The organism is Sulfuriflexus sp. (assembly GCF_032250955.1).
Lineage (GTDB): Bacteria > Pseudomonadota > Gammaproteobacteria > AKS1 > AKS1 > Sulfuriflexus.
This window is the reverse complement of the sequence record NZ_JAVVES010000002.1, coordinates 55897-75297: the sequence shown is the minus strand read 5'-3', so window position 1 is coordinate 75297 and position 19401 is coordinate 55897. Positions and strand designations below refer to the sequence as shown.

At 54.6% G+C, this 19401-nt stretch carries 19 protein-coding genes and 1 tRNA gene; 18 read left to right on the top strand and 2 right to left on the bottom strand.

The genetic code is table 11. The annotated features are described in order from the left end of the window. Positions 1 to 116: 116 nt before the first annotated feature. Entirely contained in the window at positions 117 to 2153 is a 2037-nt protein-coding gene (locus tag RQ738_RS00705; protein ID WP_314161450.1) for a TonB-dependent copper receptor, read from the bottom strand. A 229-nt stretch (positions 2154 to 2382) separates the two neighbouring features. After that, complete coding sequence (gene yhbY, locus RQ738_RS00700; RefSeq protein ID WP_314161449.1) at positions 2383 to 2682, bottom strand: ribosome assembly RNA-binding protein YhbY; 300 nt, start codon at positions 2680 to 2682, stop codon at positions 2383 to 2385. 64 nt (positions 2683 to 2746) lie between these two features. On the opposite strand from yhbY, the gene rlmE reads away from it, so the two are divergent. The 18 genes from rlmE (at position 2747) to nuoK (ending at position 19400) form a co-directional block, all read left to right on the top strand. After that, a complete protein-coding gene (gene rlmE, locus RQ738_RS00695) occupies positions 2747 to 3373 on the top strand; it encodes a 23S rRNA (uridine(2552)-2'-O)-methyltransferase RlmE (RefSeq protein ID WP_314161448.1) in 627 nt (208 codons plus the stop codon). 91 nt (positions 3374 to 3464) lie between these two features. Next, positions 3465 to 5384: an ATP-dependent zinc metalloprotease FtsH gene (gene ftsH, locus RQ738_RS00690; RefSeq protein ID WP_314161447.1), complete on the top strand. Its 1920-nt coding sequence runs from the start codon at positions 3465 to 3467 to the stop codon at positions 5382 to 5384. A gap of 357 nt (positions 5385 to 5741) precedes the next feature. Next, the gene (gene folP, locus RQ738_RS00685) at positions 5742 to 6587 is read left to right on the top strand and encodes a dihydropteroate synthase (protein WP_314161446.1); all 846 of its coding nucleotides are present in this window, start codon (positions 5742 to 5744) and stop codon (positions 6585 to 6587) included. A gap of 71 nt (positions 6588 to 6658) precedes the next feature. Then, positions 6659 to 8023, top strand: coding sequence for a phosphoglucosamine mutase (gene glmM / locus RQ738_RS00680; RefSeq protein ID WP_314161445.1), 1365 nt, complete (start codon positions 6659 to 6661; stop codon positions 8021 to 8023). Positions 8024 to 8151: 128 nt separating this feature from the next. After that, positions 8152 to 8907, top strand: coding sequence for a triose-phosphate isomerase (gene tpiA / locus RQ738_RS00675; protein ID WP_314161444.1), 756 nt, complete (start codon positions 8152 to 8154; stop codon positions 8905 to 8907). Between the two features lie 13 nt (positions 8908 to 8920). Continuing rightward, positions 8921 to 9328 (top strand): preprotein translocase subunit SecG, encoded by a 408-nt coding sequence (gene secG, locus RQ738_RS00670; RefSeq protein ID WP_409929504.1) that lies wholly within the window; start codon positions 8921 to 8923, stop codon positions 9326 to 9328. Positions 9329 to 9390: 62 nt separating this feature from the next. Beyond that, positions 9391 to 9475 (top strand) — tRNA-Leu (locus RQ738_RS00665). 330 nt (positions 9476 to 9805) lie between these two features. Further along, the gene (locus RQ738_RS00660; protein ID WP_314161443.1) at positions 9806 to 10162 is read left to right on the top strand and encodes an NADH-quinone oxidoreductase subunit A; all 357 of its coding nucleotides are present in this window, start codon (positions 9806 to 9808) and stop codon (positions 10160 to 10162) included. Further along, positions 10153 to 10632 (top strand): NADH-quinone oxidoreductase subunit B family protein, encoded by a 480-nt coding sequence (locus RQ738_RS00655; protein ID WP_314161442.1) that lies wholly within the window; start codon positions 10153 to 10155, stop codon positions 10630 to 10632. The genes RQ738_RS00660 and RQ738_RS00655 overlap by 10 nt, the downstream gene beginning before the upstream one ends. Positions 10633 to 10651: 19 nt before the next feature. Beyond that, a complete protein-coding gene (locus tag RQ738_RS00650; RefSeq protein WP_314161441.1) occupies positions 10652 to 11395 on the top strand; it encodes an NADH-quinone oxidoreductase subunit C in 744 nt (247 codons plus the stop codon). A 1-nt stretch (position 11396) separates the two neighbouring features. Continuing rightward, positions 11397 to 12650: an NADH-quinone oxidoreductase subunit D gene (locus RQ738_RS00645; protein ID WP_314161440.1), complete on the top strand. Its 1254-nt coding sequence runs from the start codon at positions 11397 to 11399 to the stop codon at positions 12648 to 12650. Then, complete coding sequence (gene nuoE / locus RQ738_RS00640; protein WP_314161439.1) at positions 12650 to 13156, top strand: NADH-quinone oxidoreductase subunit NuoE; 507 nt, start codon at positions 12650 to 12652, stop codon at positions 13154 to 13156. Before RQ738_RS00645 ends, nuoE begins: the two co-directional genes overlap by 1 nt. 48 nt (positions 13157 to 13204) lie before the next feature. After that, positions 13205 to 14500 carry an NADH-quinone oxidoreductase subunit NuoF gene (gene nuoF / locus RQ738_RS00635; protein WP_314161438.1) on the top strand — a complete coding sequence of 432 codons (1296 nt, stop codon included), beginning with the start codon at positions 13205 to 13207 and terminating at the stop codon, positions 14498 to 14500. Beyond that, on the top strand, positions 14497 to 16878 hold the full coding sequence (gene nuoG, locus RQ738_RS00630) for an NADH-quinone oxidoreductase subunit NuoG (RefSeq protein WP_314161437.1): 2382 nt from the start codon (positions 14497 to 14499) through the stop codon (positions 16876 to 16878). The genes nuoF and nuoG overlap by 4 nt, the downstream gene beginning before the upstream one ends. Positions 16879 to 16889: 11 nt before the next feature. Continuing rightward, positions 16890 to 17969 (top strand): NADH-quinone oxidoreductase subunit NuoH, encoded by a 1080-nt coding sequence (gene nuoH / locus RQ738_RS00625; RefSeq protein WP_314161436.1) that lies wholly within the window; start codon positions 16890 to 16892, stop codon positions 17967 to 17969. A 24-nt stretch (positions 17970 to 17993) separates the two neighbouring features. Further along, positions 17994 to 18473: an NADH-quinone oxidoreductase subunit NuoI gene (nuoI, locus tag RQ738_RS00620; RefSeq protein WP_409929503.1), complete on the top strand. Its 480-nt coding sequence runs from the start codon at positions 17994 to 17996 to the stop codon at positions 18471 to 18473. Between the two features lie 12 nt (positions 18474 to 18485). Beyond that, complete coding sequence (locus RQ738_RS00615) at positions 18486 to 19091, top strand: NADH-quinone oxidoreductase subunit J (RefSeq protein WP_314161435.1); 606 nt, start codon at positions 18486 to 18488, stop codon at positions 19089 to 19091. A gap of 3 nt (positions 19092 to 19094) precedes the next feature. After that, complete coding sequence (gene nuoK / locus RQ738_RS00610; RefSeq protein ID WP_314161434.1) at positions 19095 to 19400, top strand: NADH-quinone oxidoreductase subunit NuoK; 306 nt, start codon at positions 19095 to 19097, stop codon at positions 19398 to 19400. The last annotated feature ends 1 nt before the right edge of the window (position 19401 follow it).

Here is a 19401-nt window from a genome sequence, read left to right as displayed (position 1 = left end):
CAAGGTGTTATCGAATCTAAATCCCCTCACCCTAACCCTCTCCCGAAGGGAGAGGGAATTAACGGGACAGCAGTGAATTCCATTATTAATTTATCAACAACGTTGGCAGCATGTGCCTAGAATGTTGCGCTCAGTTTTACCCAGGCACTTGTGCCTGGTTCATTGACCTGTACCTGTAACGGGTCAAAGGCACTGGAACGGTTAAGGTGCTGGGCATAGGCCTTGTCGAACAGGTTGTCGATGCCGAAGTTGACCGCGACGCTATGACTGACATCGTAACGGCCATAAATATCCACGACCGTCCAGCCCGGTGTCTTGCCGACGTCCAGGCCGCTGCCGGTTAACGGGTCAGCATCAACGCGTGTCTGTTTGGCGGCGGCGCGGACACGTACGCCAGCATCCCAGTTACCACCTATGTACTCGAGGCTGGCGATGCCTTCGAGTGGCGGGGTCTGGGCAACCGGTCGGTTATCGGTATCATTATCTGCATGCACATAAGCGACGCCGACATCACTACGCCAGTTCGTCGTCCAGCGATAACCGACATTGACTTCGGCACCGTACAGGGTCGCATCGACATTGCGGTAGATTGTGGCGTTGTTGCCGGCCTGGTGGAAGCGGTCGCGGAGGATATAGTCATCGACATCGTTGTAGTAGGCCGAGGCAGACAGGTCCCAGGCATTACGCTGTAACTGCATGCCCACTTCAAGTTGATGATGTTTTTCCGGATCGATGTCCGGGTTGCCTACCCAGCGACCGCTGGGTTGCATGCTGTTCGAGGCGAGAAACCTTTCGCTGGCATCGGCGGTTCGCACCGTGCGGGAAAGACCGGCGTAGATCATACCAAGGCCATTGCTGAGGTCGTGTTCCAGGCGCAACAAACCACCCAGGTTATGTTCCGTACGCTTCTCGGCCTGGGCGCCGTTGTAGTAGATGGCATATAGCGCATTCGGGCTCAATTTCGGCATGTCCGGAACAAGATCCGCCTTGCTCGCATCGGAACGGACATGATCATAACGGCCGCCGACAATCACGCGATTGTCTTTGCTGAGTTCATGCGTGAGTTCGGCAAACAGGCCGCGTTGATCGATGCTCGCACCGGGCCACAGAACCGAGTTAAGCATGTCGTTGGCGTCATTCGTACGTGTGGCATCGCGGTCATTGTTCTGAAAATCGATGCCCAGTTTCCACTCACCGATCCTGGAATCCATTTCGGTGACCAGGCGTCCACCGGTGGTATCCGATGTAGACGGTGCACGCATTAACATCATCGGGTTTGCTGCAGTCCGCAAGGTATAGTTGTCCATGACATGCTCGACCTCGGAACGGTATAGCTCGGCACGCAAGCTGCTCAGTGGACCGCCCGGTGCAGAGGTCTTGAATTTCAGGCGGTAGGTGTCGTTGTCTGCCAGTGGTGAATCCATGCCGGCACCGGCGAACAGCAGATCGCGTGTTTCCTGACGTTCGATGCTCAGTTCCAGCAGGGTGTTATCGTTCGGGGTATAGCCGAACAGGGCGGTGGCCGAGGTTTCCTTGTAAGCCGAACGAACTTCGTTTCCATCACCGTCCTCGTAATTGTTCGATTTCATGCGAGAGCCTAATAAGCGGACATAGGCACTTTCATTACCAGCGGCAATGTCGGCGGCGACATCCCGGCCATCACCATTGCCGCGGTAACCGGCCTCAAGACGTGCTCGCATATTCTCATTGTCACTAAAGGGTTCTGTATGACGTTCAAAGAGAATCGTGCCACCTGGCCCGCCGCCACCGAATTCGAGGCTTTGTACACCCTTGATGACGGTGATGTCTTCGTAGCTGGAAGGTGGGGCATAGGCTGTCGGGGGATCCATGCGGTTCGGGCAGCCGCCATGCACATAGGCACCATCGAGCAGGATATTGAGGCGAGTCTGGCTGAGACCACGGATAACAGGATCGGTACCGTGACCGCCCATGCGTGAACCGGATACACCCGGGATATCACGCAGCAGGTCGGCTGATTCCCGGCTGGCAGACTGATCAGTGTCGATAAAACGGGTCGCGGGTGTTGTGGTCCCGGTAACGGTTACCGTCTCAAGGAGCTCTTCTGCATTGGCAAGATTGCCCGTCAATGCACCAAGCACGATGGCTGCCGTGCAACTGTATCTGAATTTCATTTCTTACCCCTGGGCGTAAACATGCCTGTATTCGTATTGTCTTTATGCCATGCGGTCCTGCATCAAGGCGTGGATTAGTGGAACAGGGCCAGTATATTTACGAGGGGCGGGATGGAGAATGCGTCAAATTGTCGCACCAGCAAGTGGTGCTTGTTTATGTGAAAAAACGTGCGGTTATCAGTGAGTGGCCTGTTAAACGAGGCTTTACCCAAACTGCGTTCAGCAAGCCTTAGCGCTTGCCCGGATCAATACGTGGCTTGTCCGGGTTCTGCCGAAACAGGGTGGCGATATGGCCTATGCGCTGGATCAGCTCGGCATCGGTGCGCTCGATAATCTGTTCGATGATCGCGTCGCGTTCTTCACGATCACCGACATTGACCCGGATCTTCAGCAACTCATGCCGTGACAGGGCGTTATCGATCTCATCGAGTACGCTATCAGTCAGGCCCTTGGCACCGAGACTGACGATGACCTTCAGGGAATGAGCGAGGCCACGCAGGTGGCGTATCTGTTGGTTGGAAAGTGACATACAATACGGGTCCGGGTGAGCAAAAACAGGGCGCAGAGTATAGCGCCTTCCACAGGATAGAGATATGGCGCGCAGTAAAAGCAGTGGCCGCTGGTTAAAAGAGCATTTTGATGACGAATACGTGAAAATGGCCCAGAAAGAGGGCTATCGTTCGCGCGCCATCTACAAGTTGTTGGAAATTCAGGAAAAAGACCGCCTCATCAAGCCCGGCATGACAGTCGTTGACCTCGGTGCGGCCCCCGGTGGCTGGTCACAGCTCGCGGCCAACCTCGTCGGCAAGCATGGCCGGGTGATTGCGCTGGATATTCTGCCAATGTCCTCGCTTGCTAATGTGGAGATTATCGAGGGTGATTTTCGTGAGGAAGAGGTGCTGAATCGACTCCTGCTCACCCTGAACGGCCAGAAAGCAGACCTTGTAATGTCGGATATGGCCCCCAATATGAGTGGTATGTCCGGTGTGGATCAGCCTCGCGCCATGTATTTGGCCGAACTAACGCTTGATTTGGCGAATAAGATTCTTCGCGAAGGTGGCGATATACTGGTCAAGGTGTTTCAAGGTGAAGGCTTTGATGAATATTTGCGCACTCTGCGCGCGGCATTTACAAAAGTACAGTCGCGCAAACCGAAAGCCTCGCGGCCGCGCTCACGCGAGGTCTACCTGGTCGGACGCGGATTCAATGGCGTAACATGATTTAACTTGCACCGCTTATTTGGCGGGGTAAACTATCTTTAAATAAGGTTCAGTTTCGGACCGAAACAATAGGATTAAGACATTGGGTGATATGGGAAAAACACTCATTCTGTGGGTGGTCATAGGTACGATTCTCGTGGCCGTCTTCAGTAACTTCCAGGCACCGAACGCTATCTCGAAGGAGGTCAGTTATTCGCAGTTCTATTCCGACGTAAAGGGCCAGCGTGTCCAGAGCGTGACCATCCAGGGCCGGAATATTCGCGGTGCCTACCAGGATGGCAGCGAGTTCACGACCTACAGTCCGGAGACCGAGAACCAGGTCTTGATCGGCGACTTGATGAAAAACGGCGTGATCGTCAATGGCAAGGAGCCGGAACGCCCGGGCTTTTTGACCGAGCTGTTCTTTAGCCTGTTACCCATCCTGTTACTGATTGGGGTCTGGATCTTCTTTATGCGCCAGATGCAGGGCGGCGGCGGTGGCCGCGGTGCCATGTCGTTCGGCAAGAGCCGTGCGCGTATGCTCGGCGAAGATCAGATCAAGGTTACCTTTAATGATGTTGCCGGGGTCGAAGAGGCCAAGGATGAGGTCTCCGAGCTGGTGGAATTCCTGCGTGACCCGTCCAAGTTCCAGAAACTGGGCGGCAAGATCCCGCGTGGCGTACTCATGGTCGGTAACCCGGGTACGGGTAAGACCCTGCTGGCCAGAGCGATTGCCGGTGAGGCCAAGGTACCGTTCTTTACCATTTCCGGCTCTGACTTTGTTGAAATGTTTGTCGGTGTCGGTGCCTCGCGTGTGCGCGATATGTTCGAGCAGGCCAAGAAGCAGGCGCCGTGTATTATCTTCATTGACGAAATCGATGCCGTCGGTCGACACCGTGGTGCCGGTCTGGGTGGCGGGCACGATGAGCGTGAACAGACCCTGAACCAGCTGCTGGTGGAAATGGACGGTTTTGAGGGCAACGAGGGCGTGATCGTCATTGCCGCGACCAACCGTCCTGATGTACTTGACCCTGCCTTGTTACGTCCGGGTCGTTTCGACCGCCAGGTCGTCGTGCCCCTGCCGGATGTGCGTGGTCGGGACCAGATCCTCAAGGTCCACATGCGTAAGGTGCCGATATCTGATGACGTTGATGCCCGCATCATCGCCCGTGGCACACCGGGTTTCTCGGGCGCTGATCTTGCGAACCTCGTCAACGAAGCGGCCCTGTTCGCGGCCCGCGCCAACAAGCGCACCGTGGACATGAACGATTTTGAACGTGCCAAGGACAAGATCATGATGGGCGCCGAGCGTCGTTCCATGGTCATGACCGACGAGGAGAAAAAACTCACGGCCTACCATGAAGCCGGGCATGCCATCATCGGTCGCCTTGTGCCGGAGCATGATCCCGTCCACAAGGTGACGATCATCCCGCGTGGCCGCGCTTTGGGTGTCACCCTGTTCCTGCCGGAAGGGGATCGTTACAGCTACAGCAAGAACCGTCTGGAGAGCCAGATATCAACCCTGTTTGGCGGGCGTATTGCTGAAGAGCTTATCTTTGGTCCGGAGGCGGTAACGACCGGTGCATCAAACGATATCCAGCGGGCCACAGAGATTGCCCGTAACATGGTTACCAAGTGGGGCTTGTCGCAAAAGCTCGGGCCGTTAACCTATAGTGAGGAAGAAGGCGAAGTCTTCCTCGGTCACTCGGTGGCCAAGCACAAGGAAGTCTCTGATGAGACTTCACATGCCATCGATGAAGAGATTCGTCAGTTCATTGACCGTAACTATGAACGTGCCGAAACCCTGCTCAAGGAAAATATCGACAAGCTGCACACCATGGCCCAGGCCCTGATTAAGTATGAAACGATTGAACTGAGTCAGATCAATGACATCATGGAAGGCAAGGTACCACGGCCACCGGAAGACTGGACGGATAAAAGCGACAGCAGCCCGGATGACTCATCCAATGACAAGGGTGCGGAAGCCAAAACGGGTGATACGCCAATCGGTGACCCCGCCAGTGAGCACTAGGCCAACATGGCTGTATTAAAAAACGCCCCGCAATAGCGGGGCGTTTTTTTGATTGATGATTGCGAATGGATGATTGATGATTTGAAGGATTTACCGCAAAGTGCGCGAAGTTTCGCAAAGTAAGCCTCATATCTTCGCGCTCTTAGCGTGCTTTGCGGTAAGAAAGCCCATGTCAGGAAGAACTTTTTGACAAAAAGAACGAGCACCCCATATCTGATCATCAATCAGCAATTGCCTTGAACCTTCGGGGCGAAGGTTAGGGTACTTATAATGAAGCCTGCAAGGCTTCTATGAGCCAGCAATCATCAATTTCTCATCATGTTTTATATACGGCACAAAAGCGTTTAGAATCGGCGCATGAGTAACGAACTTGATTGTAACGGTCGCGTTCTGGATCTGCGTACGCCGCAAGTCATGGGCATCCTCAATGTAACGCCCGATTCGTTTTCCGATGGTGGGCAACACAATACCGGCGATGCCGCCGTCAGACATGCCGTGCAGATGTGTGCCGAGGGTGCGGCCATTATTGATATTGGTGGTGAGTCGACACGTCCCGGTGCCGAGGCGGTTTCACTTGATGAAGAACTGGACCGGGTTATTCCTGTTATCGAAAGGCTGCACCAGGAAGTTGATGTACCTCTTTCGATTGATACGGTCAAACCGGCAGTTATGCGCGCAGCGATTACGGCCGGCGCGGGTCTGATCAATGACGTCAATGCCTTGCGTGCTGAAGGTGCGACTGAAACGGTGGCCAGCCTGGGTGTGCCGGTATGCCTGATGCATATGCAGGGCAGTCCCGGCACCATGCAAAAGCAACCGGCCTATGAGAACGTTACCCTGGAGGTGAAGGATTTCCTGCAGGCACGGATTGCCGCCTGTGAGCAGGCGGGTATAGCGCGTGACAGGATTATCCTCGACCCGGGGTTTGGTTTCGGCAAAAGCCTTGCACACAACCTGCAGCTCATGCGCGAATTGTCGGCCTTTACGGTGGCGGGTCTGCCGCTGTTGATCGGGGTGTCGCGCAAGTCCATGTTGGGGCGGATCCTGGGCGCTGAACCAGACCAGCGACTGTATGGCACGATTGCACTTCAGACCCTCGCGCTTATGCAGGGTGTGCATATCCTGCGCAGCCATGATGTGAGGGCCGCGGTGGATTGTGTCAAGACGGTCATGGCAGTGAAGACCGGGTATGTGACGGATTAAGCAATATTTTTCTCGTGTTTTAGGCTAAAATACTCCCCATAGTCCTAAGGTTAATAGTCAGGGTATATAGAGTGACAAGACGTTATTTTGGAACAGACGGTGTACGCGGCCGGGTGGGTATAGAGCCGGTCACCCCGGCCTTTATCATGCGCCTGGGCTGGGCGGCCGGCCGGGTGCTGGCGAACGGCGGTAATAACACCGTCCTGATTGGCAAAGACACGCGCATCTCCGGCTACATGTTCGAGTCAGCGCTGGAGGCGGGCCTGTCAGCCGCCGGGGTCAATATCCGTTTGCTGGGGCCGATGCCGACACCGGCGATTGCCTACCTGACGCGAACCTTTCACGCCAACGCGGGCATTGTCATCAGCGCCTCGCATAATCCCTTTTACGACAATGGCATCAAGTTTTTCTCGGCCGATGGCACCAAATTGCCGGATGAGGTCGAGTTGGCCATTGAGGCCGAGCTGGATAAACCAATGACCACGGTAGATTCGGCCAAACTCGGCAAGGCTTCGCGCGTGGTCGATGCCTCGGGCCGTTATATCGAGTTTTGTAAAAGCACTATCCCGTTAAGCATGAACTTCAAGGGGATGCGGCTGGTGATTGACTGTGCTCATGGCGCGACTTATCACGTGGCACCGAGCGTCTTTGCCGAGCTGGGCGCAGAGGTGATTACCATTGGTGCTGAACCGGACGGCCTGAACATCAATGAGGGCTTTGGCTCGACCAGGCCGCAGGCCCTGCAGGCCGCCGTGCTGGCAAACCAGGCAGATGTCGGCATCGCTCTGGACGGCGACGGTGACCGCTTGATCATGGTCGATGCCGAAGGTGAACTCGTGGATGGTGATCAAATCTTGTACATCATTGCGGTCTCGCGTTTGCGCGAAGGTACCCTTAACGGCACCGTGGTCGGTACTGTCATGAGTAACCTCGGTCTTGAGCACGCCCTGAATGAAAAGGGTATCGACTTCAAGCGGGCCGGGGTTGGCGATCGTTACGTCATGGATATGCTTCGCCAGGGGGGCTGGGCCATTGGTGGGGAGAGTTCAGGGCATATTATTTGTCTGGATCGAACTACCACCGGTGACGGTACCGTTGCTGCCTTGCAGGTGCTGGGGGCCATGCAGACCACCGGTAAAAGTCTTGCCCAGCTCGCTGCCGGGATGCACCAGTATCCGCAGACCCTGCTTAATGTGCCCGTGAATTCTGATTTTAACCTTGCGCAGGCCAGTGAAGTGCAGGCCGTCATGGAGTCTGCGAAAGAGCAGCTTGCGGATACCGGCCGTATCCTGTTGCGTGCCTCGGGTACCGAGCCGTTATTGCGTGTCATGGTCGAAGGGCAGGATGCCGAACTGGTCGACCGGCTTGCCGGGGAGCTGGCCACGGCGGTACGCGAGGCCGCGGCACAAACGGCCCGGGTGGCGACGGCGGGTTAAGGCGCGTTGGGGTCTATATCCTTCATTTACGGTAAATTTTCGCGCTTAGCATGGCCGCACTGATTGATTTTTAAGTGCTGCCCCGGTAAGCTTGCCGCGCTTTCGAATAAACCCTAGAGGAAAAAGGCATGGCAAGACAGATTATGGTAGCCGGGAACTGGAAAATGAATGGTTCTCGAGACAGCGTGAAGGTGTTGCTGGACGGTATCAAGGCCGGTCTCGGCAATGTCACCAAGTCTGCCGTTGTAGTTTGTCCTTCTTATGTCTTTCTCGCGGATGTCGAGCAGATGATTGCCGGTACAATAATCGGTCTGGGTGCCCAGAATCTCTCCACGGAGAGCGCCGGCGCCTTTACCGGTGAGATTTCCGCCTCCATGCTCAAGGACTTCGGTTGCCAGTATGTGATTGTTGGTCATTCCGAGCGTCGCAGCCTGTATGGTGAAGACGATGCCCTGGTGGCCCAAAAATATGCAGTTGCCCGTGCCGCCGGCCTGACCCCGATTTTGTGCGTGGGTGAGACCCTTGCCGAGCGCGAGCAGGGTATAACTGAAGAAGTGGTTGCCCGCCAGCTGGATGCGGTGATTGAGCTGGAAGGCGTGGCCGCACTGGCTGACGGGGTGATTGCCTACGAGCCGGTCTGGGCGATTGGTACCGGCATGACCGCGAGTCCGGAACAGGCCCAGGACGTGCACGCCTTCATCCGCAGCCGTATTGCCGAGCACGACGCGGCTGTCGCTGACAAGGTCCAGATCCTCTACGGCGGCAGTGTCAAAGGGGCAAACGCGACCGAGTTATTTTCCAAGCCCGATATTGATGGCGGGCTGATTGGCGGTGCTTCACTGGATGCTGAGGATTTCCTCAAGATCTGCAGTGCCGCGCCTTAAAGGCTGAAGGATTATGTTCACAGTTCTACTTGTTATTCACGTACTTCTTGCCATCGGCCTGATAGCCCTCATACTCATACAGCACGGCAAGGGGGCGGATGCCGGTGCCGCCTTTGGCAGCGGCTCCTCGGGGACCGTATTTGGTAGCCAGGGCTCGGCATCGTTCCTGACCCGCCTGACAGCCGTGTTGGCCGCCGGCTTTTTTATCACCAGCCTGAGCCTGGCTTATTTCACACGTGAGTCGGTCCAGGAAAGCCAGGACGTTGACATCAGTATCCCGGCTGAAAGACAACCCGCCGCCCAGATACCGGATGTGCCCGAGACGGAAGTGCCGGCTGTCGATACAGACGTTCCGACCGTTCCGAAGTCCACAGATGGTCAGTTCGGGAACACTGATGCTACTGGTAATATCCCGGAGTAAAAACATTTCAATTTCAGGCCTGCCATGTTGCACAACATGAGGTTACAATAGGCCGCCTTTTTGCCGAAGTGGTGGAATTGGTAGACACGCCATCTTGAGGGGGTGGTGGGGAGACCCGTGCCGGTTCGAGTCCGGCCTTCGGCACCATTTATAACAGCAGGATGTGGCTTCGGCTTTCGTCCTGGCTCACAGACCCTCCGCTGGCGGGGTTCATTGTGAGTACCTCAACTATCTCCGATGGTTCGAGGCACCTTCGGCACCATTCATAAAACGGTATCACTTTTGTGATACCGTTTTTTTATGACCATAAAAAAATGTGTCAACCCCCTGAAAATAAATAAAAAAACGGTTTTTAACAAACTTGACACAAATTTCCGTGCTGGCCATACTTCCATTCGTTTTGTAGTCAGACATAAGAACAATAACTGATGTATCATTTTGATTTACGTCCAGATCTATTAAAGGGGTTAAAGTTCCATGCTTGAGAACTATCTGCCCGTTTTAATCTTTATTCTCGTCGGCAGCGCGGTCGGCGTTGTCATGCTGGCCCTGGGCTGGGTCATGGGGCCGAATCGCCCTGATGATGAAAAGCTTTCCGCTTATGAGTGCGGTTTCGAGGCCTTTGAAGACTCCCGCATGAAATTCGACGTGCGCTACTACCTCGTCGCCATCCTGTTTATTATTTTCGATCTCGAGATTGCGTTCCTGTTCCCCTGGGCTGTTGTGCTGGACCAACTGGGTTGGTTCGGTTTCGCGGCTATGGCGGTGTTTCTCGGTATTCTTGTCATTGGCTTTATCTATGAATGGAAGAAAGGTGCTCTCGAATGGGAATAGACGGCGTATTTGAAAAGGGTTTTGCCACCACCTCGGCCGACAAGTTGATTAACTGGGCCCGCACGGGTTCCATGTGGCCAATGACCTTCGGCCTGGCCTGTTGCGCGGTGGAAATGATGCACGCGGCTGCCGCGCGTTACGATCTGGATCGTTTCGGCATCATCTTTCGTCCAAGCCCGCGCCAGTCAGACGTGATGATTGTAGCCGGCACCCTGGTTAACAAAATGGCGCCGGCCCTGCGCAAGGTCTATGACCAGATGGCCGAGCCACGCTGGGTGATCTCAATGGGCTCCTGCGCCAATGGTGGCGGCTATTACCATTATTCCTATTCGGTAGTGCGTGGTTGTGATCGCATCGTACCGGTTGATGTCTACGTACCGGGTTGTCCGCCGACGGCGGAAGCCCTTATCTATGGCATCATGCAGTTGCAAAACAAGATCAAGCGCACCAACACGATCGCGCGCACATAACCAAATAAGAGTCCGTTGCATGACTGATGACACGACTGAAATTGAAACTGAAAGCGAAGAAACAGTAGCGCCATCCGCGCTGCAACTCTTCGCTGAGCGTTTGCAGGAGCGTTTTGCCGAGCAATCTGTAAAGGTCATTCTGGCGGTGGGTGAAGTAACCCTGGAAGTGCCGCGTCAGGAGCTGATAAACATCTGTAAGGCATTACGTGATGAGCCCGGGTTTGCCTTCGCCCAGTTGCTCGATGTTTGCGGCGTGGATTACAGTGATTATGGCATGGTCGAATGGGAGACCAACTACGCGAGTGGTACCGGTTTCAGTCGCGGGGTCGATGACAGTGAGCCTCGTGAAGCCAAATGGCGGGGCGAGCGCTTTGCAACGGTTTACCACCTCATTTCATACAAACATAATCGTCGGCTACGTGTTCGAACCTTTGTCGACAGTGAACTGCCGGTGGTCGATTCCGTGGTATCGATCTGGAATGGTGCCAACTGGTTTGAACGTGAAGCCTTTGACCTGTTCGGCATTATGTTTGAAGGCCATCCGGATCTACGTCGTATTCTTACTGATTATGGTTTTGTCGGTCACCCGTTCCGCAAGGACTTCCCGCTGATAGGTGAAGTGGAAATGCGTTATGACGCCGACAAGAAACGTGTTGTTTACCAGCCGGTAAGCATCGAACCACGCGTGCTCGTGCCGCGAGTTATTCGTAGTGAACATCTGCATGGTGTTGATGATGCAGGCAATGATGTAGCGGAAAGCTGACATGCCAGAAATTCGTAATTACACACTGAACTTCGGTCCGCAGCATCCAGCGGCTCACGGCGTATTGCGCCTGGTGCTGGAACTGGATGGTGAGGTGGTGCAACGCGCTGACCCGCATGTCGGTCTGTTGCACCGCGGAACCGAGAAGCTGGCCGAGAGCAAGCCATTCAACCAGAGCATTGGTTACATGGATCGTCTCGATTACGTCTCCATGATGTGTAATGAGCATGGCTATGTAATGGCCATCGAGAAACTGCTCGGTATCCAGGCCCCGGAACGTGCGCAATACATTCGTGTCATGTTCGATGAGATCACCCGTATCCTGAACCACCTCATGTGGCTGGGCACGCATGCACTCGATATCGGCGCCATGACCCTGTTCCTGTACTGCTTCCGCGAGCGTGAAGACCTGATGGATTGCTACGAGGCCGTTTCCGGTGCGCGTATGCATGCGACTTACTACCGCCCGGGCGGTGTCTACCGCGATCTGCCTGATGTGATGCCGAAGTACCGCGAGTCGAAGTGGCACAATGCAGCCGATGTCAGCCGCATGAATGAGGCCCGTAGCGGAGGCCTGCTTGATTTCATCGAAGACTTTACCCATCGCTTCCCTGGACTGGTGGATGAGTACGAAACACTGTTGACCGACAACCGTATCTGGAAACAGCGCACCGTCGGTATTGCCGAGGTGTCCGCCGAACGTGCCCTGCAACTGGGCTTTACCGGACCGATGCTGCGTGGTTCCGGCGTTGAATGGGACTTGCGCAAGAAACAGCCCTATGAAGTCTATGACAAGCTCGATTTTGATATCCCGGTCGGTCGTAATGGCGACTGCTACGACCGTTACCTGGTGCGCGTCGAGGAGATGCGTCAGTCAAACCGTATCATCAAGCAGTGTGTTGACTGGCTGCGTAAAAATCCCGGGCCAGTCATGATGGATGATCACAAGGTGACACCACCAGCACGTGCTGATATGAAGGGTGACATGGAATCCCTGATTCACCACTTCAAGCTTTTCACGGAAGGTTATTGCGTACCGGCCGGTGAGGCCTATGCCGCCATTGAGCATCCGAAAGGTGAGTTTGGCGTCTACCTGATTTCTGACGGTGCTAACAAGCCCTACCGGGTCAAGGTGCGTGCGCCGGGCTTTGCGCACTTGTCGGCTATGGATGAAATGGTAAAAGGGCACATGATTGCAGACGTGGTTTCTGTTATCGGGACCATGGATATCGTATTCGGAGAGATTGACCGCTAATGGCCGAGACAAACACACAAGTGAGCGACATCCTGTCTGCCGAGGTGCGCGAGGAAATCGAGCACTGGTTAAAGAAGTTTCCTGCCGAGCAGCGCCAGTCTGCCGTGATCCCGGCACTGACAGCGGCACAGGAACATAACAAGGGCTACCTGAGTACAGAGCTCATGGATGCCGTTGCTGACTACCTGGGGATCTCGCGCGTAACGACCTATGAAGTCGCCACGTTTTACTCAATGTATAACCGTGCACCGGTCGGCAAATACGTGATTAATATCTGCACGAATATTTCCTGCATGTTGATGGGCTCCGACACGGTTGTTGGCCACCTGGAAAATAAACTGGGTATCAAGCTGGGTGAAACGACTGCGGATGGCAAGTTCACATTGAAGATTGAAGAAGAATGCCTGGCAGCCTGCGCCGGCGGACCGATGATGGCGATTAACGGCCATTACTATGAAAAATTATCACCGGCCAGACTGGACGAAATTCTGGATGGCCTGGAATAAAACAAGAATGGTCGTGATAGTGACGACAAATGTTGGAGAGATAAGCTGATGGCAAACCAGGTTTGCTTCACGACAATGCAATACGATGAACCGTGGACACTTGAGAACTATATCAAGACCGGCGGTTACGATGCATTGAAGAAAGTTCTCGTCGACAAGATGAGCCAGGAAGAGGTGATTGACACGGTTAAGGCCTCGGCACTGCGTGGCCGCGGTGGCGCCGGCTTCTCGACCGGCCTGAAGTGGAGTTTCATGCCGCGCACGGCACCCGGCGACAAGTACATTGTCTGTAACTCGGATGAAAGCGAGCCGGGTACCTGCAAGGACCGCGACATCCTGCGTTATAACCCGCATGCCGTCATCGAAGGCATGATCATCGGTGGCTTCGCTATTGGTGCCAACGCCGGCTATAACTACCTGCGGGGCGAGTTCCATCACGAACCCTTTGAGCGTTTTGAGCAGGCCCTGAAAGAGGCCTATGCAGCCGGTTACCTCGGCAAGAATATCCTCGGCTCGGATTTCAGTTTTGATCTCTATGGCCACCTCGGTGCCGGTGCCTATATCTGTGGTGAAGAAACCGCCTTGCTCGAATCGCTGGAAGGCAAGAAGGGCCAGCCGCGCTTCAAGCCGCCGTTTCCGGCCAATTTTGGGCTGTATGGCAAACCGACCACGATCAACAACACGGAAACCCTGGCCTCGGTACCGACGATTATCCGTAACGGTGCCGACTGGTTCCTGAACCTGGGCAGGCCTAACAATGGCGGCGAGAAACTGTTCAGTATGTCGGGGCACGTCAATAACCCGGGCAACTTCGAGGTTCCCATGGGGACACCGTTCAGCGAACTGCTGGAAATGGCTGGTGGCATGCGCAACGGCAACAAGATCAAAGCCGTGATCCCGGGCGGTTCATCCATGCCGGTGTTGCCGGGAGATGTCATGATGGGCGTGGATATGGATTACGATTCCATCCAGAAGGCGGGCTCCTACCTCGGTTCCGGTGCGGTTATCGTCATGGACGAGACAACCTGCATGGTCAAGGCATTGATGCGCCTGTCACGTTTCTATTATATGGAGTCATGCGGTCAGTGTACGCCGTGCCGTGAAGGTACCGGCTGGATGTACCGCGTGCTGGAAAGAATTGAAAATGGTCAGGGGCGCCCGGAGGATCTGGAACTCCTTGAATCGGCTGCCGGCCAGATCGCCGGGCATACGATTTGCGCCTTTGGCGAGGCGGCTGCCTGGCCGGTACAGAGTTTCCTCAAGCACTTCCGGGAAGAGTTTGAATACCATATCACTCACAAGCAGTGCATGGTCGATGCTGCCGGTAAGGGGGCTGCCGCATGAGCGCAAAACCTGAAATCAGCAGCGAAGATATGGTCAGTATCGAGATCGATGGTATCAGTATGCAGGCTCGTAAGGGCGCAATGATTATTCATGCTGCTGACGAAGCAAATATTTTTATCCCCCGATTCTGTTACCACAAGAAACTGCCTATCGCGGCCAATTGCCGCATGTGTCTTGTTGAAGTCGAGAATGTGCCGAAGCCCTTGCCGGCCTGTGCCACACCGGTGGCCGAGGGTATGAAGATACTCACCCGTTCCGAGTTTGCGAAAAAGGCGCAGCGGAGCGTGATGGAGTTCCTGCTTATTAACCATCCGCTGGACTGTCCTATCTGTGATCAGGGTGGCGAATGTGAGTTACAGGATATTGCCATGGGCTTTGGTGGCAGTCTTTCGCGTTTCACCGAAAGCAAGCGTGTCGTGGCTGACAAGAACATCGGGCCGCTGATTGCGACCGAAATGACACGTTGTATTCACTGCACGCGTTGCATCCGTACGCTTGAACTGCTTAATGGTGAAAGTGAGCTGGGCGGCATGAATCGTGGTGATCGCACTACCATTGATACCTACATCGAACACAGCGTTGATTCAGAAATGTCGGGTAATGTCATTGATGTTTGCCCGGTCGGTGCACTAACTGCCAAGCCGTCACGTTTCTCGGCACGCGCCTGGGAAATGCGCGCGCATAACAGTATCGCCGCGCACGATTGCGTGGGATCTAATATTCATGTGCACACATATAACAAGAAGGTTGTACGTGTTGTGCCGGCAGAAAACGAGGCCGTTAACGAGGTCTGGTTATCCGACCGCGACCGATACGCCTATGCAGGCCTGAACAGTGATACGCGCCTGACCACACCGCTGCTCAAGGTCGGCAATGAGTGGCAGGAAACGGACTGGAACACGGCGCTGGACGAAGTCGTTGCCGGCCTGCGTGATCAGGGTGAAGCTATTGGCTGCCTGGTGTCGCCGAATGCCACAACCGAAGAGGCCTTTCTTGCCCAACGGCTGTTGCGCGGGCTGGGCAGTCAGAATATTGACCACCGTCTCGGCCAGCAGGATTTCAGCGATGATGGCGCGCTACCATTGGTGCAGGGGCTAGGTTGCAGTATCGAGGCCCTCGAAGCGACCAATGCCGCACTGTTGATTGGCTCTGATATTCGCCATGACCAGCCGATTGTTTCACATCGCCTGCGCAAGGCTGTTGCCAATGGTGCGCAGTTGATGCTGTTGAATCATGTCGATTACGACCTGAATTACCCGGTTGCCGAAAAGATCATTATCAGCCCGGCGGGACTCGCAGCCGAGCTTGCCGCTATCGTCAAGGCGATGCTGGAGATTACCAGTGAAGCGGCACCGGCAGGACTGGCAGGGCTGATCGATGCCGTAAACGTTACCGATACCCATCGTGCCATGGCCGATCAGCTGAAGGTTGCTGAAAATGCCAATGTCATTATTGGTATGCAGGCGATGGCAATGCCCAATCTCTCGACATTGCGTGCCCTGGCAGCTTTGTTGGCGCGCCTCTCGGATGCCAGCTTCGGTTATCTGACCCGCGGTGCCAATGGTTCAGGTGCCAGCCTCGCGGGGGCGCTGCCCTATACGGATGCCGGCGGTCAGAATAATTACAGCGGCCTGAATGCCGTGCAGATGATGCGTGAAAAGCTGTCTGCCTATGTGTTATTGAATGTCGAGCCTGAACAGGACTGTATTGATCCGGCGCAGGCGCGACGCGCACTGGATAATGCCAGCTTTGTTGTCTGCATGACGCCGTTTGTCAGTGCAGCAATGCGTGAATATGCCAGTGTACTTTTGCCGACCGCGCCGTTTACAGAAACATCCGGTACTTTCGTTAATGCCAGTGGTCGCTGGCAGCGTTTTGCCGCTGCCTGCGCGCCGCTAGCTGATACGCGTCCGGCCTGGAAGGTCCTGCGTGTGCTCGGCAATCTCTGTGACCTGAGTGGTTTCGAGTACTTGTCCTCGGAAGAGGTGCGCGCCGAAGTGGAGCGCGAGGGCAATGCTGTTGTACTGGACAATCAACTTGACTGGCAGTGTCCTGCAGGCCTGGGGAATAGCAAGGAACTGGTGCGTATCGGCGATATGCCAATCTATGGCATCGACAATATCGTGCGCCGTGCTACTGCCTTGCAGGGCACTATCCACGCGGCCACTGAATCGGCTGCCATGAATGCCGCGACGGCTGAACAGCTTGGGGTGAGTGATGCTGCACGTATCGTTCTGAGCCAGGGGGAAGATGAGACTGCAGTCGAGCTGGTTATCGATGAGCATGTTCCGAATAACTGTGTAATGTTGGCGGCGTCAACCGCTGCGAGCAGTCAGCTTGGTGCGCCATACCAGACTGTGACGATAACAAAAGATTAACGGGCGAGACGATGCTTGAATTCCTGAACACAAGTTGGGAGTGGGTGATTTCAATCTGGAATATTCTGCCGTGGGCAATCCAGATTCTGATTCAGATTGTGGCCTTGATGGCGCCGCTCATGCTCAGTGTCGCTTACCTGACCCTGGCCGAGCGTAAGATTATCGGTTACATGCAGTCACGTGTCGGCCCGCATCAGGTCGGTCCGCACTGGTTGCAGCCGATTGCAGATGCCTGCAAGTTGATCTTCAAGGAGATCATAATCCCCGCCAGGTCAAACAAGTTCCTGTTCCTGTTTGCGCCGGTTATTTCGCTGGCGACTGCGCTGGCGGCCTGGGCCGTGATCCCCTTGAGCACCACGCTGGGTATAGCCGATAATGTTAACGCCGGTTTGTTGTATGTGCTGGCCATCACCTCGCTGGGTGTTTATGGTGTCATCATCGCCGGCTGGTCGTCTAATTCAAAGTACGCCTTCCTCGGCGCGATGCGCTCTTCGGCACAGATTGTCTCCTACGAAATTGCCATGGGCTTTGCCCTGGTGGGTGTCATTATGGCCGCGGGGAGTCTCAATCTGCGTGACATCGTCGAGGCGCAGCATGGTGTTCTCGGCCCGATTAACTGGTTCTGGCTGCCGTTGTTACCTCTCTTTATCGTGTATTTCATTTCCGGTGTCGCTGAAACCAACCGTGCCCCCTTTGACGTCGCTGAAGGTGAGTCAGAAATCGTTGCCGGTTTCCATGTTGAGTATTCCGGCATGGCCTTTGCCGTTTTCTTCCTGGCTGAATACGCCAACATGATCCTGATCGCCGCACTGGCCACAATTATGTTTGCCGGCGGCTGGTATTCCATACTCCCCGAGGCATGGATACCCGGCGGCGTTATCGGTAGCTTGCTTGGCCATGGCATACACTGGTTTATTCTGAAGACAGCATTTTTCCTGATCTTCTTTTTATGGTTCCGTGCTACTTTCCCGCGTTATCGCTATGACCAGATCATGCGTCTGGGCTGGAAAGTATTTATTCCTGTTACTATCGTCTGGCTGCTGGTTGTGGGTGTGCTCATCCTTTCCCAGGTCGGGCCATGGTTTGATTAAGAGGGTATACCGATGATCAATTCCATGAAAAAAGTTTTCAAAAGCCTGTTCCTTATTGAGCTGCTGAAGGGGATGGGTCTGACGGGACGTTATTACTTCCGCAAGAAGTTCACGCTTTACTACCCGGAAGAAAAAACGCCACAGTCGCCACGTTTCCGCGGTCTGCATGCGCAGCGTCGTTATGAGAACGGCGAAGAGCGCTGCATCGCCTGCAAGCTGTGCGAGGCTGTTTGTCCGGCAGTGGCGATTACTATCGAGTCTGCCGAACGGGAAGACGGTTCACGCCGGACGACACGTTACGATATTGACCTCTTTAAATGCATTTATTGTGGTTTCTGTGAAGAGGCCTGTCCGGTCGATGCGATTGTTGAGACCCGCCAGCTTGAATATCATTTCGAAAACCGGGGCGAGAACATTATGACCAAGGAAAAATTGCTGCGTAATGGTGATGTATACGAAGCAGAGATCGCCGCAGACCGCGCTCAAGACGCGGCATATCGTTGAGGTTGGTAAGGAATGACTATTGAGCAATTAACCTTTTATGTCTTCGCCTCCATCCTGGTGTTTGCCGCAGTTATGGTGATTACGGTACGCAACCCGGTGCATGCCTCATTGTTTCTGGTGGTCGCGTTTTTTAACAGTGCCGTGTTGTGGTTGCTGCTGGAAGCGGAGTTCCTTGCCATTACCCTGGTGCTGGTCTATGTCGGCGCGGTCATGGTGCTGTTCCTGTTTGTGATCATGATGCTTGATATCAACATTGCCAGACTCCGAGAGGGATTCGCCAAATACCTGCCGATAGCCACGCTGGTTGCCTTTATCATGGTGGTGGAAATGGTATTTGTTGTCGGCCCGGGTAATTTTGGCCTTGAGCAGTTTGCCGAGCCTGCCCGTCACAGCGCTGATTTTAGTAACACCAGGGCACTCGGCAGTGTGCTCTACACGGTTTACCTGTACCCGTTTGAAATCGCAGCTGCCATTTTGCTGGTAGCCATTGTTGCCGCGATTTCCCTGACCCTGCGGCGACGTCCGGGGACACGGCACCAGGAGATTGATAAACAAGTAGCCGTTCGTGCTGCCGATCGTCTTCGCATTGTGAAGATGGATTCCGAGAAGCAGGAGTAGGGCATGATACCGCTTTCAAATTATCTGATTATTGGTGCGATTCTGTTTTGCCTGTCCGTGGCAGGTATTTTCATTAATCGTAAGAACATCATTATTCTGCTCATGGCCATTGAGCTGATGCTGCTGGCCGTGAATATGAATTTTATTGCCTTCTCACATTATCTTGGCGATACCGCCGGACAGGTATTCGTATTCTTTATCCTGACGGTGGCCGCTGCCGAAGCCGCGATTGGCCTGGCCATCCTGGTTGTGCTGTTCCGTAATCGACGTACGATTAATGTCGATGACGTAAGTGAAATGAAGGGCTGAT

Excerpts from the sequence above, each read along its gene's own strand:
- RQ738_RS00705 (WP_314161450.1), bottom strand. The coding sequence starts at position 2,153 with ATGAAATTCAGATACAGTTGCACGGCAGCCATCGTGCTTGGTGCATTG.
- yhbY (WP_314161449.1), bottom strand. The coding sequence starts at position 2,682 with ATGTCACTTTCCAACCAACAGATACGCCACCTGCGTGGCCTCGCTCAT.
- rlmE (WP_314161448.1), top strand. The coding sequence starts at position 2,747 with ATGGCGCGCAGTAAAAGCAGTGGCCGCTGGTTAAAAGAGCATTTTGAT.
- ftsH (WP_314161447.1), top strand. The coding sequence starts at position 3,465 with ATGGGAAAAACACTCATTCTGTGGGTGGTCATAGGTACGATTCTCGTG.
- folP (WP_314161446.1), top strand. The coding sequence starts at position 5,742 with ATGAGTAACGAACTTGATTGTAACGGTCGCGTTCTGGATCTGCGTACG.
- tpiA (WP_314161444.1), top strand. The coding sequence starts at position 8,152 with ATGGCAAGACAGATTATGGTAGCCGGGAACTGGAAAATGAATGGTTCT.
- secG (WP_409929504.1), top strand. The coding sequence starts at position 8,921 with ATGTTCACAGTTCTACTTGTTATTCACGTACTTCTTGCCATCGGCCTG.
- RQ738_RS00660 (WP_314161443.1), top strand. The coding sequence starts at position 9,806 with ATGCTTGAGAACTATCTGCCCGTTTTAATCTTTATTCTCGTCGGCAGC.
- RQ738_RS00655 (WP_314161442.1), top strand. The coding sequence starts at position 10,153 with ATGGGAATAGACGGCGTATTTGAAAAGGGTTTTGCCACCACCTCGGCC.
- RQ738_RS00650 (WP_314161441.1), top strand. The coding sequence starts at position 10,652 with ATGACTGATGACACGACTGAAATTGAAACTGAAAGCGAAGAAACAGTA.
- RQ738_RS00645 (WP_314161440.1), top strand. The coding sequence starts at position 11,397 with ATGCCAGAAATTCGTAATTACACACTGAACTTCGGTCCGCAGCATCCA.
- nuoE (WP_314161439.1), top strand. The coding sequence starts at position 12,650 with ATGGCCGAGACAAACACACAAGTGAGCGACATCCTGTCTGCCGAGGTG.
- nuoF (WP_314161438.1), top strand. The coding sequence starts at position 13,205 with ATGGCAAACCAGGTTTGCTTCACGACAATGCAATACGATGAACCGTGG.
- nuoG (WP_314161437.1), top strand. The coding sequence starts at position 14,497 with ATGAGCGCAAAACCTGAAATCAGCAGCGAAGATATGGTCAGTATCGAG.
- nuoH (WP_314161436.1), top strand. The coding sequence starts at position 16,890 with ATGCTTGAATTCCTGAACACAAGTTGGGAGTGGGTGATTTCAATCTGG.
- nuoI (WP_409929503.1), top strand. The coding sequence starts at position 17,994 with ATGAAAAAAGTTTTCAAAAGCCTGTTCCTTATTGAGCTGCTGAAGGGG.
- RQ738_RS00615 (WP_314161435.1), top strand. The coding sequence starts at position 18,486 with ATGACTATTGAGCAATTAACCTTTTATGTCTTCGCCTCCATCCTGGTG.
- nuoK (WP_314161434.1), top strand. The coding sequence starts at position 19,095 with ATGATACCGCTTTCAAATTATCTGATTATTGGTGCGATTCTGTTTTGC.